The sequence below is a fragment of the uncultured Salinibacterium sp. genome (assembly GCF_963974405.1).
Classification (GTDB): domain Bacteria; phylum Actinomycetota; class Actinomycetes; order Actinomycetales; family Microbacteriaceae; genus Rhodoglobus.
Map to the genome: position 1 here is coordinate 558,995 of NZ_CAXBBH010000001.1, position 14,361 is coordinate 573,355.

The window sequence follows — 14,361 nt, forward strand, 5'->3', positions numbered from 1 at the left end:
AAAAATTTGGTGTGGTCCGTCTCCCTAGAATTCCCGCAGGAGCGCGATCTTGACGTTGGCAGTTCGATGACTTCCATTCGAGCCAGCGCTCCAATAAATCTCGATCCCATATCTGAACATTCTTGCATACTTCGCAGGCGCGCTGTTGTTGGTGGTCGTAGTCTGCGGCTCGCAAACTCCGAGGCCTGTGGGTTCGGAGAGCATAAACAGGCACGCGCAGAGTATCCGAAAGTCGTAAACGGCGATAGCGAGAGGGGGTGCTCAATCAAGATGGTCGCTACGGCGGGTTGAGCGATGGCGACGTAAAGACCGAGAGACCAATGTTCGCTGTATTCGATGAGTCGAATGCATCGGCGAACGCCCCGCCAGCAGCTGCCGTTTTGGGTGAACGATACAAACGGAGCACTAGGCCACTGCAAGAAACATCGTCGCGCTGGAGCCCATTGATCCGAATCAACTGGAGAGAATATTTCGCCTCCGTGTGCACGAACCTAATCCACACGCTAGCAGGGCCCCTCGTCTCGGCCAACATAGTGACCACATGCTCGGCAGAGAGTTGGATGCCGGAGCTTGCGCTCGGACTCCTTGCGACCGATCGTTGTAACTACAGTGCAGCCAGGAGCTCCTTCATGTAGGTCATTTCGCTCTTCTGGGTGCGCACCATTCTCTCCGCAAGAGAGGTTACGACCTCATTGGTCGACCGGTCGAGGAGTGCTTGGGCCATCTCGACCCCGCCGGTGTGGTGCGCGATCATGAGCTTAAGGAAAATTGCGTCGGAGCTATCAGTGCTTGTCCTCAGCTCCTCCATCTGCTCAAAGGTGGCTAGGCCGGGCATCACCATTTCCGAGTGGGGTGCGGAACCCATGTCGCTTGGGCTGCCATCGAGCGTCGGCTGCATCATCCATGTCATCGAGGGTTCGGCGGAAGCTTGCGGCAACTTCCACATCGTCAACCAACCGTACATTTGGCCCGCCTGCTGCCCCTGAGCGGTAGCAATGTCGTACGCGAGCGTGCGGATCTCTTCGTTGTTGCTCTTCTCGCGGATGATCATAGACATTTCGATCGCTTGCTGATGGTGAACCTGCATGTCACGTGCGAAGCCGGCTTCTGCGCTCGTCGTCGATGGGGTTGATGGTGCTACCGGGAATACCAGGCGCCCAAGAAAGATCCCAGCGATCAGCAACAGGACCGCGGCGAGCACTGCGGCGACTACTTGCGGCATAGGCCGCCTCAACGGCGCATCTGCTGCGTCATTCACGCGATCCGCCCTGGGCCATCGATCGCACCGGAGCAGGAGGCACCCGCCTCAGGCGCGTCGCCGCCCTGCCAGAATTTGTCGACGAAGTCCTGAAGCCGAGGATCGTCAACGCCGTCCAGCTCTACCTGATTCGCCCACGCCGAGATAACGACGGGGGACTGAAGGTCGGACATGGGGGAGAGTACCGAGAAAGTCGACGGCACAGCATCCTGGAGTGCCTTCAGATCGTCGCCCGTTACCTGATCCGGGTTGTATGTGACCCAGACAGCGCCGTGCTCTTGTGAATGCACGGCGTTCTCGTTGGGAACGGGTTCGGTGTAGATTCCGCAATTGAGCCAGGCTGGGGCGTGCTCGCCGCCGGCGGGAGGGCTCTGCGCGTAGTCGACCACGCCTTCGACATGTCCTGCGACGACATCGGGATAGTTCTGCAATCCGGTGATTTCGATGGCATCCGGGCTCACTTTTGGGGTGCCGTTCGTGACAACAATGGTGACGATCAGGGCCAGAACACCGACCGCTGCGACTATGCCCGTCACGATGCCGATTAGGCGATTGCGCTTTTCCGCGGCCTGCTTCTTTTTGAGAGCGGCGACCTTTACAGCACGATTCTCAGCACGTTGCTGCTTCACTGTGAGGTCTTTGCGGGCGGCGGGAGGCATCGGTGACTCTGAGTTGCGGGGTTTCACTGTGAAGATCCTGTCATCGGGTTGGTGGGCAGGGAAGGCAATATCTATGAAGATTAGTCCACTCAGTTTGTGAGGAACGCCAGAGACGATCTACCCGCCGAGAACGTCATAGCAGGTTCGCGAGCAGAACTCTCGACGTACCGCGAATGTGACGAGGACGAGGGTTCCCTTGACGGTCGTTGAGCAGGGTCGCGCCTGAAGCGTTCATGGTTGCTGAAGATCAGTAGCGCTGCAATGGAGCTGACACACAGTGATGCTCACCCTTGCTCATACCCGCAAGTCGCAACATCCCGAATTGGCGCTATAATCGTCAGATGACGATTGAAAATGAGGCCCAAGTGGGCGCGTGCGGACAGCTCAATCCTGCCGTGGCGCTGTTCAATTCCCTCAGCGACCCGACCCGCCTTAGCATCGTGATGCGAATGACCGGCGGGGAGGTGCGAGTAGGCGATCTCGTCGGCGAACTCGGCCTAGCCCAGTCCACGGTGTCGGCGCATGTGGCGTGTCTGCGCGACTGCGGCCTTGTTCAGGGTCGAGTACAGGGACGCAGCGTGTACTACTCACTCGCACGCCCGGAACTCATGGACATGCTTGCCCAGGCCGAGGTCCTCCTCGCTGCCACCGGTAGCGCGGTCAGCCTGTGCCCAAATTACGGCACGGGCAGTGTCGGCGTCGCCTCACTTACGAAGGAGAGTGCCCGATGAGCGATGCCTGCGGCTGCAGCGATGAACAGGCCAAAACCGGAGGAGCCAACGAACCAGAGAAAGCCGTAGGATTCTGGCACGTGACCGAGATCCGGGCCGCTGCGATTTCCGGTGGGCTGCTGATCGTGGCGTGGATCGCGGGGTTGTTGGGTGGCCCGCAATGGCTGACGCTGCCTCTGGAAATCGCGGCGCTGCTAGTTGCCGCCTGGACGTTTGTCCCCTCCACAATTCGGCGTCTCGCGAAAGGCAAAATCGGGGTCGGCACGCTGATGACCATCGCTGCCGTCGGCGCGGTCGTGCTCGGGCAGGTCGAGGAAGCGGCAACCCTCGCCTTCCTCTACGCGATCTCCGAGGGGCTAGAGGAATACTCTTTAACGAAAACCCGCCGAGGCCTGCGCGCATTGTTGGATCTGGTCCCGGCTGAGGCGACCATCCTGCGAGACGGCGCGGAAGCCACCGTCGCCCCGACAGAGCTCGCCCAGGGGGACCGCATGGTCGTCCGGCCCGGGGAACGCTTGGCCACCGACGGCAGGATCATCACGGGCCGGACCTCCCTGGACACCTCGGCACTGACCGGGGAATCTGTCCCGGTTGAGGCCGGGCCTGGAACCGAGGTCTATGCCGGGTCCATCAACGGAACAGGCCCGCTCGAAGTCGAGGTCACCAGCACAGCCGAGAACAACTCGCTGGCGAGGATAGTCCACATCGTCGAGGCCGAGCAGTCCCGCAAAGGCCCGGGCCAGCGCCTGGCCGACTCGATCGCCAGCAAGCTCGTTCCTGGCATCCTGATCGTTGCAGCCCTGATAATCCTTTACGGCTTCATCGTCGGCGAACCGCTGCTGTGGTTTGAGCGTGCCCTCGTAGTCCTAGTTGCAGCCTCGCCGTGCGCCCTGGCCATCTCAGTACCTGTCACCGTCGTCGCTTCCGTGGGTGCGGCCACCCGCCTCGGGGTGCTGATCAAGGGCGGAGGTGCTCTCGAAACCCTCGGCAGGATCCGCACCATCGCACTGGATAAAACAGGAACCCTCACACGCAACAAGCCAGCCGTGATCGACATCGCGGTCACCGAGACCGCGACCCGCCAGCACGTGCTCGCTCTCGCCGCAGGCCTCGAATCCCGCAGTGAGCACCCTCTGGCTCGCGCCATCCTCGCTGCGACCCTGGACCGTGCGGCCGTCACGGACGTGGACGCTGTTCCCGGTGCTGGCCTGGAAGGTCGGCTGGAGGGTCGGATCGTCCGGCTCGGGCGTCCGGGCTGGATCGACGCCGGGCCACTGGCCCCCGACATCGAACGGATGCAGCATGCGGGTGCCACCGCGGTTTTAATTGAGGACGACGGGCTGGTAATCGGTGCGATCGCGGTCCGTGACGAGCTGCGTCCCGAGGCCCGCGAGGTCGTCACCCGGCTCAAGGCGTCCGGCTACACTATCGCGATGCTGACTGGTGACAACATCATCACCGCCACTGCACTCGGCAAGGCGGCAGGCATCCCAGAGATCTATGCGGATCTGCGCCCTGAGGATAAGGCGGAGATCATCCGCACGCTCAAGGCCCGACAGGGCACCGCGATGGTCGGCGACGGCATCAACGATGCTCCGGCTTTGGCAACGGCCGATACTGGCATCGCCATGGGCGCCATGGGGACCGACGTCGCCATCGAAACGGCGGACATCGCTCTCATGGGCGAGGATCTTAACCACCTGCCCCAGGTGCTCGATCACGCGCGCAGGACCAGGGGCATCATGTTCCAAAACGTGGGTCTGTCCCTGCTTCTGATCGCGGTGCTAATCCCCCTCGCACTTTTCGGGGTTCTGGGTCTTGCCGCAGTGGTCCTGATCCACGAACTTGCCGAAATTGTCGTGATTGGCAATGGCGTCCGGGCCGGCCAGATCACCCGTAAAACTACCCTAAAGGAAAGCCAATTCGCCTCGGCTTTGGAGTCGACCGTATGAGCGCCACAACTTCCATGCCCAAAACACCCACCCGATCCGCGCGCAGGATTAGAACCGTGCTGCTGGTCAGTGCGGTACTCATAGCTGCCACCGATTTAGCAATCAAAGCACTCGTCGAAGCGCTACTTTTCCGTGGGAACGTCGTCGACCTGGGACTGATGAACATTAGGCTGCTCTACAACTCGGGGGTTGCGTTCAGCCTTGGGACTAATCTTCCTGCCGGGGTTCTCATCGCGGGAACCGGCCTGATAATCATTGGGCTGATCTGGTACACGGTCTCTGTTGCTCCGACCATGACCGCGCTCTCCCGTGCGGGCGCGGCGCTGCTTCTCGGTGGTGCGCTTGGCAACTTCATTGACAGGCTCGACGGGCGCGGTGTCGTCGACTACTTACATACCGGCTGGTTTCCCACATTCAATCTTGCCGACGTATTCATCACCGCAGGGGTAGCACTGTTCATTTTAGGTACGTTGCTGTCCCCGCGAACCCAAACCCGCCGCTGACCACAACCCGAGTGCACCATAGGACCCGGCCGGCCGAGCTTCACCGCTGCATGGCTGCTAGTTTGCACGGTCTAACTGCCCAACGAGAGTTCTTCTGCAATTCGATCACGTAGCCGACGATCTCGGTTCAGGGGAATCTGCGAGTTGGTGTGCAAGTGCAGTTTGTGATCATCGTTCTGGTGCTCAGTGAAATCCGTCAGCCAGAAGTTATTCGGTCCGCTGACAGCGAAGCATTGACTACGGTGGTACCCGAACTTCAGGCCTCCGTGGATCCAACAAGGCCCAGTGGACGATGGGGGCCCCGGGCAAGCTATTTCAGACGTCAACTAGACGGCGCAGCAGACCGCGTCCCGCCCATGAGCGACCTGCTAGCCCACGCCCGAAAGACAAATTCTCGGGTCAATTTCCTTGTTGCGGACCGTTGCTCCCTTGTGAATAAGCATCATCTTCTTTGGCGATTCTCACCACGGGCGTCTGAGTTCACGATTACGTAGTTCCGCGAGGTACTCGTTATAGGCGTCCAGTTCGGTATCGCCGTGCACATCGGATCGCCGGTCGGCTAGAGCCGCCTTCGAGGTATCGTCGTGGAACCACCGACGAAGGATGTAGAGCATCATGAGGACGGTAGGAGCTTCCCCGTATGACCAGGCAAGCCCCCCTGCGATGCCCTGATCGGCGAGCGGGTTGACGCCCATTGACGGTGGAGGCGTGCCGAAGGAGTCGGCAAGCAGGAAGGGGCTCATCATGACGATTACACCGAAAAACGCGTGAAGTGCGACCTCGGCGGTGAGGTCAAGCACTCGGGCTGGGAACGACATCCGAACAGGCAGCGGGTCGTCGCTGAGGATAGGAATTGTGAAGAGAATTCCCGCGGCGAGGAAACTGAGTTCTAAGCCGAGATGGCCAAACGGAAGAGCGAGAATCAGGTCAGCTAAACCTGCGAGATAAAGACCATAGAAGAAGAACAAGAAAAGCGGGACGGTAACGACAGGATGCAACAGCCACCGGCTGCCTCGGCTTCGGAGTCCGATGAATGCAAAGCGGAGCACAAAGCGCCCCAAGCCGTGATGAGGGGTTGCGCGAAGGAGCAGCGTTCCTGGCAGTCCAAGTATGAGTAACGGGGGCACAAGCATCATCAGGGTCAACTGCTGGAACATGAATACGGACAGCATTACGTAGCCATAGCCTTCAACGCCAAGTCCCGTGACAATGACAATTATCAAACATCCCAACAGGAACGTGAGAGTTCGCCACACTGGCCACGGACGTCCGCTTGCCCAAAGCCGAACGGCTCCCAGCAAATACACCGCGGCCAGTGCCACGCCAATGATGGGGATAAGAGGCACCGGTTGGAGGTCGAAAGCGAGGAACTGGCCAAGGCTTGGAGGGGAATCAGGAATGCTCACCCAGTCGGCATTCATACTTGCGGAGCTCCATTCTTTTGGCGTTCGCTGTTGCCCGGCATCAAGGAATTGGCAGGTCCTCTGAGAAAAAGTACGAGCGTCCGAGGGCTGGCCTCACCAGAAACTGCTGAGGCAGCGACAGCGTTGAGTAAGCGACTCGAAGAAGTTGGCATGGTAGAAAACGGTATGAATAAAATGGAACCTACGAACGAGAGGCTGTGCGTCTGCGATCCGAGACGACGACACCGGCCCGTGGCGTTCTGCTCTAGCTGTAGTCGATAAATTGAGTGAGTGGAAGGTTTTCGTTGATCCGAGAATTATCTCACAAACTCATCAGTGGCTGAGGCTATCGTCTTTCTGCATCGTTGGTTCGGTAGTCCCCACGATTGCGGTGGTCTGCACGAAAGGTCGCGGATGTTCAACAGTTGGCGACGTGGACGCACCGTACCCGCGAATATCTAGCTCGCAATCCCTAGGGTGAGGGACCGTTCGGCTATTTGACAGCTTCGAGGTACAGGTGGCCATTAAGCTAGTACTTTGTGAAAGGAGAGGGACGGCTTGATGGGTGAAACGCTGGCTTTTTCGCACCGTCCGCAATCCCGCTGGAGGCGCGTCGGGATTGCCCTCATCGTAGTTCCCGCGGCTCTCATCGCCCTACTTGCGGTGCACTTTTTCCTTGCAGAATCTCAGGTGCCAACACCTCACGCTGTGAGTTCTTCAACTGTGGGGTCGCCAATACTCTTGGCAGTTCAAGGGGATTCTGCTTTAAGTGATGTGTGCATAGAGACCTGCGGTCCCGTCCACGACCTGGTAGCTGTGGCATGTGTGCTCGCACTTTTAGTCTCGGTGTTTTTCATACTCTTCCACTTTTTGCGCCTCGATTTGGAAAGCCCGAGGCAGGTATTCCAGAGCGTAATGCAGCGCCTTTTTGTACAAGTTCCGGCGTCTCGACCTTCGCTCCTGATCCTTTCTATTAGTCGAACCTGATTCGCGTTCGCCCAGCTGTGCTACATAAATTTCGCACGCGCTGAAGCGATTCACGACATTCGACCAATAGAAGAGAACGTGATTGAGGATTAGAACAGTCGGACCCGTAGCCGCTTTGCCCGACACGGGCTTGGTTCTTTCGGGAGCCCAGTACAGGCACGTGATGCCCAGTCAGTTCATCCTCTTCAGCACCATCTTTTCCGGGAGTGCCGCCCGTATTTACTCTCGGCGCCACTCGTCACGCAGTTTGGACACAATGAACTACCGCAACCATGCTCCTCGGGGAGCAGTTACTCGTCGCCAAAGTCTCAAGTTCGAGCGCGACGCACAACGCTCGCGAGGCCGCAGATCCTCGGAAACGTTGGCCCGTGCAGCATCACCACGCCGCCTGCCTGAGGGGGCAACTACTTGGCGCCCCGCGCGCAGCGGTGCTAGGGGTGGTATCGCGATCATTCTAATCGCGTTGCTGGCGGGCACGTACCTACTACCGGCGTACGCGACGCCAGAGAGCGGCGCAACCGAAGTATTTGCTAGCCAATCTGTGCCGATACAGTCGCTGAGTGTCGCGGACACACGCCCGACACGACAGGACGACTTTCCGGAACGTGATAGCTTCAGCGCAATCAAGGCGGTCCCTGGGGCAGCACCATACTCGCTCACTGCCGACACGTTCACTAACGACCCAAACTCGCTGATCCAGTGGCCTTTCTTGGTGGGGGCCCCAATCAGCAGCGGGTTTGGATACCGCACTTGCGATGGATGCCCGGTCTTCAACAAAGGCATCGACATCACTCCTGGATTGGGTACTCCGATTCAGGCCATCGCCGACGGCATAGTCACTCAAGTGGGCGCAAATGATGCGGACTACGGGACCAACCTCATAATCACCCACCAGATCGATGGTCAGATTATTAGTAGCCGGTATGCCCACATGGTCGAAGGTTCATCGCCACTAGCAGTTGGCGACAGGGTTTCAGTAGGCGATCTCGTCGGCCAGGTGGGTAACACGGGCATCAGCACTGGCCCTCACCTGCATTTCGAGATCCTCCTTGACGGAGTCACTCCGACTGATCCGTACGTCTGGATGAAAGCGAAGATTGGCTCGTAAACAGGCCCCAGACCAGCACCGCGCTTCACGACAGCACTCACCCGATCGAAAGGAAAACCGCCACATGTTTCCGTTTGCGATTCCCGGTCCTGAAATTGGTTTCATTGAGATCGGGCCGGATGGGTCCGCTGCACGGGTAGGTGACATCTGAGTTGGCTAGCCAGAGAGGGTGGCCTGAAGGACGTTGCTGTGCCTAAGCCCTATCCCCGTGATTTCCGCGACGTCGTCGTTCGTGTTGCGCGTAACCGTGAGTCTGGTGTGACGATCAAGCAGATTGCGTAAGACTTTGGTGTTCACACGATGACGTTGCAGAAGCGGTTCCAGCGGTTCCACGGTCGATGACGGCTCGGAGCCTTGTCAGAGCCAGACTGAGTCGACCGAGCTTCGAGAGGCCCGGAATCGAATCCGGCTGCTCGAGCGGGAGGTCGAAGTTCTTCGCTGGGCTGCGGTGTACCTGTCGCAGGCTAACCTGCCTGGAAAAGGCTCTACCCGCTCGTGAAGGAGCTCGCCGCTGACAGCATCGCTGCGGAGGCGTTGGAACTGTGCACGTTGGGCGCGGTGTCCGTGGCGGTGAAAATCCCCGCCTGATGCGCCCATTTATAACAAGTGATCCTCACGAACCCGAACCCGAGCTCGCGCACGACCTGCTCTTCGCCCGTGGGATAGAGCAAGTGGCCTCCCGACGCCAGCGATAGCACGCGTTAACACTGAGCCCTGACCCGGCCGCGAGGGCAAAGACCGCACCCCCCACGATCCAACCGGCGAAAAACTCCTCCGCTCTTTCGACTTGTACTGCACATTCTCTAGACCCGTCAGCCGGTTGACCATTACACCCTCACGTTCAGGGTGTTGCGACGATGACTGGAATTCAAGCAGGTTACCGCCGCCGACGGGACATGAGGGAAGTGATCGGCACGAAAGCGAGGTTCCTCACTGAAAAGTGAGTGCGAGGGGTGAGTTGGTGCCTCACGCTTTGTGGGCGCGAGGGCTTGCAGTTATCTGATCGTTTGGGCTCGACGGGTCGACGTTTCCAAGGGTGTCGTAGACGCGTTTGCGGCGCCCGTCGGCGGTCGTGGCATACCCGGTGGGCTTCTTCGTCGAGGTGAAGAAGTTCAACCGCGCCGAGACCACCGTGCAGAGCTCGCCAAGCAGGGCGAGCTCTGCACGGTGACGAAGGGTTTGTCCAGATCGCCCACCTCGGCCAGTAGCGGCAGTCACAAGCCGAGAATCACGGTCAGGCACTTCCCGCAGACATCCCATCAGCGCCCACACATGCTCCGGCAGCAGGGACTCGTCGCTGTAGCCCTTCCGGTCGCAGCCGCCGCTTACTGACCTGCTCGGCAGGGTCAGGCAGCGCCGAGCCAGTGCGCATCCGCCTCGAGCGGCTCATTCCCGTCGTCGCCATCACCTCATCAAGGATACGGCCCCGGTCGATCTTGGACGCCTGCCGATACGCAGTACGCAGCTTGTTCGTGACATGTCGCCTGGCGGCCATCGGAATTTTGCCTTCCACACAGGCAAGCTTCGCGCTCTAAGTAGCTGAGGCAGCAAGCAATCCCTCGCGCGCAATGAAGATGAGGCACGTCGGAAAGTGTTACTTGGTCTTGGGCTCCCGGTAGGCTAGCAGGCGCAGTGCGTTGGCCACCACCAGTAGGGTTGATCCCTCGTGGACCAAGACAGCGAGGCCGATCCCGAAGATCCCTGTGATGGTTGCCGGGATGAGGACGGCGACGACACCCAGGCTGACCCAAAGGTTCTGGCGGATGATCCGGCTGGACTGGCGGCTCAGGTTCACGGCGAAGGGGAGCCGTTCGAGATCGTCACCCATGAGGGCTACATCCGCGGTTTCCATGGCGACATCGGAGCCGGCCGCGCCCATGGCGATTCCTACGGTGGCGTTGGCCATGGCCGGTGCGTCATTGACGCCGTCGCCGACCATGGCGACCTTGTGTTCCCTGGTGCGCAGGTCGATCACGGCCTTCACCTTGTCTTCGGGCAGGAGATCACCGCGGGCCTCGTCGAGTCCGAGCTTCCCGGCGACCGCGTTCGCGACGGTTTGGTTGTCACCGGAGAGCATGATCATGTGACGGATGCCGGCGGCACGCAGCTGCGTAACGACCGTCGCCGCGGAGTCCCGGGGCGTGTCCATCAGGCCGAGGACGCCCAGGTACCGGGATCCCCGGCGGACCACCATGGTGGTCCGCCCTGCCGCCTCGAGCCGGGCGGTGGAGTCGGTGATGTTCTTCGTTAGCGGTGCTCCGTCGATTTCCGTGAAGAGCCGTTGCTTGCCGATGTGAATCTCTTCACCATCGATCAGTGCGCTGACTCCACGGCCGGTGATGCTGGTGACTGCTCCGGCGGAAAGGAGGGGTGTTCCGTCCAGTCGGGTGCGGGCCGCCGTCACGATAGCGGAGGCCAGAGGGTGGTCGCTCTGCGACTCGACAGCCCAGGCGACGCTGAGCAGCTCGGATTCCTTGACGCCGTCAGCCGGTTCGACATCAGTCAGCTCCGGTTTGCCTGCCGTGAGGGTGCCGGTTTTGTCGAAGGCAATCGCACGCAGGGTGCCGAGGTTTTCCAGCGGACCGCCGCCCTTGATGAGCAGCCCGCCGCGTGCGGCACGGGCCAGCCCGCTCAGAACCGCGCTCGGTGTCGAAATGGCCAGCGCGCAGGGGCTCGCGGCGACCAGAACAGCCAGGGCGCGGTACAACGTGGCGGAAAACGGTTCGTCAATGACAAAGCCGGCAAAGAGCAGCACGACGACGAGGATCAGCACGGCGGGGACGAACACGCGCTGGAACCGGTCCGTGAAGCGTTGGGTCGGGGACGTTTGGGCCTGGGCTTCGCTGACCATCCGCACTACGCGGGCGAGCGTGGAATCCTTGGACAGCCGGGTCACTTCGATCTCGAGTGCGCCTGGTCCGTTGACTGTGCCGGCGTAGATGCGGCTCTCCGCGGGTATGTCCTGTTCGACACGGGAATCGCCCGGCCTGATCGGGGCCTTGTCGACCGGGATGCTCTCGCCGGTCACAGCTGACTGATCCACACTGCTTTGGCCGACGACGACGAAACCGTCCGAGGGGATGCGAGTGTTGGGTTTGATGATGACGGTGTCACCAAGCCGCAGCTCCCCCACCGGAATCTCCTGTTCGGTGCCGTCGCGCTTCACGATCGCGCTCACCGGAGCGAGTTCCGCCAGGGCCTGGATGGCGCGCCGGGCGCGTCCCATGGCGTAGCTCTCCAAGGCGTGGCCGATGCTAAACAACGCAAGCAGCAGGGCGCCCTCGGCCAGTTCCCCGAGCACTGCGGCGCCGGCAGCTGCGACCAGCATCAGGAAGTCGATCTCGAATCGCTTGGCCATCACCGTCTGGATGGCTTCCTTGAGCGTGAAGTAGCCGCCGAAGAAATAGGCTGCGATGTACAGCCCCGTCGAGACGGCGTCCGGAACAGAGGAACTCAGCCCGAGCAAGAAGCCCGTCGCGAGGGTAAGGGCGCTCAGAACCGCGAAGATCAGTTCGCTTCGCTCACCGAAGATCCCGCCGTGCTTGTGATCATCCTTCTTGTGCCCTTCTGTCTCGTGCGCGGACAATGGGGCAGCACCTGACTCGAGCCTTTCTGTAGTGCCGGGCTGGCCGGTTCGCGGTGTCCCGAAGTGCTCGAGGAGTTCCAGGATCGCTTGGTCCGAGGTGCGGTCGGTGAGGTATTCGACGGAGACGGAACCGGTGGCTGACGCATGGGCCTCCACTACGCCGTCCAAGCTGCGCAGCCGCTGCTCGAGCAGCCGCGCCCGGGCCGGCCGCGAGATGCCGTCTACTCCGACGCTGAGGTGGCCGAAGTCGCTGTCCACTCGTGCCCCCAGGGACACGGTCAGTTCACGGATCCGCTGCAGGCTGATAACGTCCGGTTCGAAGTGCACGCACAGCTGGGCTGCTCCGGTGCCGTCTGCGCGTTTGACGTGGGCATTCATGACGCCCTCCCGGGACTGAAGACCGGCGGTCAGTTGCTGCACGCAGATGTCCTGTTCATCCAATGCCTCGGGTAGCACAGTGTTGAGGTCAAGTTGAGTGTCGGTTGCCATGAGTGTTCATTCCCAGTGTCAGGGTGGAGCCGGGTAAGGAGTGTTGGTTTAAGGCGTCGGGGTTACCCCAACAGGTTGCTGAGGAATCCGCCGCGCTTCCGGCGGTCGGTCCGCTCCCCGTGTCCTGAGTCGCGACCGTCGTGGCCGCCGCGGCGGCTGTCCCCTTGGTCTGGGTACTGGGGTTGCGGGTATCCGGGCGCGGGATTCCGGCCGACGTAGAAGGAGCTTTCGACGTCCATCGACGACTCGAGCTCGCCCCGATCCAAGAAGATTCCTCGGCGGCCGTCGCATTGATTGATGACGACACCGTTGCCTTCATAGGGGCGCAATTCCGCTCCGTCTTTGGGGCAGGTGGGAGTGGCGAGCGAAGGGTTCACAGTGACTCCTGATGGGTGGGTTCGGTAGAGGATTCGACTCCGGAAGGGCTTGAGCTAATAGCCGGGGAGTGACCGACATGGGTGATCGCCATGTCCAGCAGCATCCGGACGTGGCTATCGTCGAGCCGGTAAAAAACGACGCGGCCTGCGCGGCGGGTCTTCACGACGCGCTGCGCCCGCATGAGGCGGAGGGCCTGGCTAACCGAGGATTCGCTCTGGCCGCTCACTGAGGCGAGGTCGTGCACGCACACCTCGCCGACTTCGAGTAAAGTGGCGAGGATCCGGACGCGGCCGGGATCCCCCAGCAGCCGGAACACACTGGCGACCCGTTCAATATCCTCCGTCAAGGGCAGCGCCCCTTGGAGAACATCACCCCGTGCCCGGCCGTCGCCGTCCAGCGGTCCGGACGGGTTGGGAATGGACTGAAGTCTTCGGATCATATGAATATCTTATCATTTGATCAGATATGAACAAGGGGCTGGTTTGGCGGTAGGGCCGCACCACGTCCTTAGCACGCCCCAACCGACCCCAGACCAACGGGAAAATTGAACGCTTCAACCGCACCCTCGCCCAGGAATGGGCCTACTCGAGCAGCTACTCAACCCACAAAGCACGCGCAGCCAGGTACCCACACTGGCTCCACCACTATAAATACCACAGACCCGACCGGCATCGGCGGACAATTACCCTCAGACCGCGCCCACAACCTCACAGGGAATTACAGCTATGCCATTCAGCGCCCCAAGTCGTTGATCTATCGCATCCTGAGTTCGCGAAGATCCCGGACCTGCCGGTCTACGGAACGTCTCGCTGGCCTCGACCAGATGTATGTGTTCAGGTAATCGTGGCTTGAAATGACCTGTAAACGCTTGTCCTGCACCAGTGTGATGGCGCAGTCTCTCCACTCACGAACGGATTTTCCGTGAAGGCGTGGGCCCTTGTAGTCGGGGGACGTAGGTAGCGCTTTCGCACGAGAGCGAGCAGAGCGTCGGTGGTTATGCTCCTCCTCCAGTGCTGGTGTCGCTTGAACGTACACGCAGGAGCCAGCTTCGAGGCCCCGTCAAACAAGGGCGTGCACGACACAGCAAAACCGGAGCAAGCCTGCCTATGGTTGCCACCATGCAGATGACCACACCCGCCCCGCTGGCAAATAGACGAAACCGCTCATGGATCGCCAGGGGCGCAGAAGTGATAGTGCTGGCTAGCATCGCCGGCGCGACGCTCACAGGTTGTTCCGTGGTTTCCGATGTGGTTGCTGGTCAAGTCAGTGGGGCGGCCTGCAGCGCTGGATCTGGAGTCGCGGAACGG

The 14,361-nt window shown here is 60.7% G+C and carries 12 protein-coding genes and 1 pseudogene; 5 read left to right on the forward strand and 8 right to left on the reverse strand.

Annotated elements, in window-relative coordinates:
- Positions 1–604: 604 nt before the first annotated feature.
- A complete protein-coding gene (locus tag AACZ26_RS02700; protein ID WP_339618897.1) occupies positions 605–1,222 on the reverse strand; it encodes a DUF305 domain-containing protein in 618 nt (205 codons plus the stop codon).
- Positions 1,223–1,254: 32 nt separating this feature from the next.
- A complete protein-coding gene (locus AACZ26_RS02705; protein WP_339618898.1) occupies positions 1,255–1,944 on the reverse strand; it encodes a DUF3105 domain-containing protein in 690 nt (229 codons plus the stop codon).
- A 314-nt stretch (positions 1,945–2,258) separates the two neighbouring features.
- On the opposite strand from AACZ26_RS02705, the gene AACZ26_RS02710 reads away from it, so the two are divergent.
- From AACZ26_RS02710 to lspA, 3 genes are read left to right on the forward strand one after another with little or no spacing between them, the layout of a single operon-like run.
- Positions 2,259–2,648, forward strand: coding sequence for a metalloregulator ArsR/SmtB family transcription factor (locus AACZ26_RS02710; RefSeq protein ID WP_339618900.1), 390 nt, complete (start codon positions 2,259–2,261; stop codon positions 2,646–2,648).
- A complete protein-coding gene (locus AACZ26_RS02715; RefSeq protein WP_339618901.1) occupies positions 2,645–4,600 on the forward strand; it encodes a heavy metal translocating P-type ATPase in 1,956 nt (651 codons plus the stop codon). Before AACZ26_RS02710 ends, AACZ26_RS02715 begins: the two co-directional genes overlap by 4 nt.
- Positions 4,597–5,103, forward strand: a complete 507-nt coding sequence (lspA, locus tag AACZ26_RS02720; protein WP_339618903.1) for a signal peptidase II — start codon at positions 4,597–4,599, stop codon at positions 5,101–5,103. The genes AACZ26_RS02715 and lspA overlap by 4 nt, the downstream gene beginning before the upstream one ends.
- Before the next feature lie 461 nt (positions 5,104–5,564).
- Here the strand turns inward: lspA and AACZ26_RS02725 are convergent, their stop codons facing one another.
- A complete protein-coding gene (locus AACZ26_RS02725) occupies positions 5,565–6,524 on the reverse strand; it encodes a cytochrome c oxidase assembly protein (RefSeq protein WP_339618905.1) in 960 nt (319 codons plus the stop codon).
- Positions 6,525–8,205: 1,681 nt separating this feature from the next.
- Here AACZ26_RS02725 and AACZ26_RS02730 point away from each other — a divergent pair.
- Positions 8,206–8,601 carry a M23 family metallopeptidase gene (locus AACZ26_RS02730; RefSeq protein WP_339618907.1) on the forward strand — a complete coding sequence of 132 codons (396 nt, stop codon included), beginning with the start codon at positions 8,206–8,208 and terminating at the stop codon, positions 8,599–8,601.
- Positions 8,602–9,086: 485 nt separating this feature from the next.
- Here the strand turns inward: AACZ26_RS02730 and AACZ26_RS02735 are convergent, their stop codons facing one another.
- From AACZ26_RS02735 to AACZ26_RS02755, 5 genes are all read right to left on the reverse strand, one after another.
- Entirely contained in the window at positions 9,087–9,299 is a 213-nt protein-coding gene (locus AACZ26_RS02735) for a hypothetical protein (RefSeq protein WP_339618909.1), read from the reverse strand.
- A 268-nt stretch (positions 9,300–9,567) separates the two neighbouring features.
- A complete protein-coding gene (locus AACZ26_RS02740) occupies positions 9,568–9,819 on the reverse strand; it encodes a hypothetical protein (RefSeq protein ID WP_339618911.1) in 252 nt (83 codons plus the stop codon).
- A gap of 376 nt (positions 9,820–10,195) precedes the next feature.
- Positions 10,196–12,676, reverse strand: a complete 2,481-nt coding sequence (locus AACZ26_RS02745; RefSeq protein WP_339618913.1) for a heavy metal translocating P-type ATPase — start codon at positions 12,674–12,676, stop codon at positions 10,196–10,198.
- Between the two features lie 62 nt (positions 12,677–12,738).
- Complete coding sequence (locus tag AACZ26_RS02750) at positions 12,739–13,053, reverse strand: zf-TFIIB domain-containing protein (RefSeq protein ID WP_339618914.1); 315 nt, start codon at positions 13,051–13,053, stop codon at positions 12,739–12,741.
- The gene (locus AACZ26_RS02755; protein ID WP_339618916.1) at positions 13,050–13,493 is read right to left on the reverse strand and encodes a metalloregulator ArsR/SmtB family transcription factor; all 444 of its coding nucleotides are present in this window, start codon (positions 13,491–13,493) and stop codon (positions 13,050–13,052) included. The genes AACZ26_RS02750 and AACZ26_RS02755 overlap by 4 nt, the downstream gene beginning before the upstream one ends.
- A 74-nt stretch (positions 13,494–13,567) precedes the next feature.
- Here AACZ26_RS02755 and AACZ26_RS02760 point away from each other — a divergent pair.
- Positions 13,568–13,763, forward strand: a pseudogene (locus AACZ26_RS02760) (integrase core domain-containing protein); the annotation flags it as partial.
- Between the last annotated feature and the right edge of the window lie 598 nt (positions 13,764–14,361).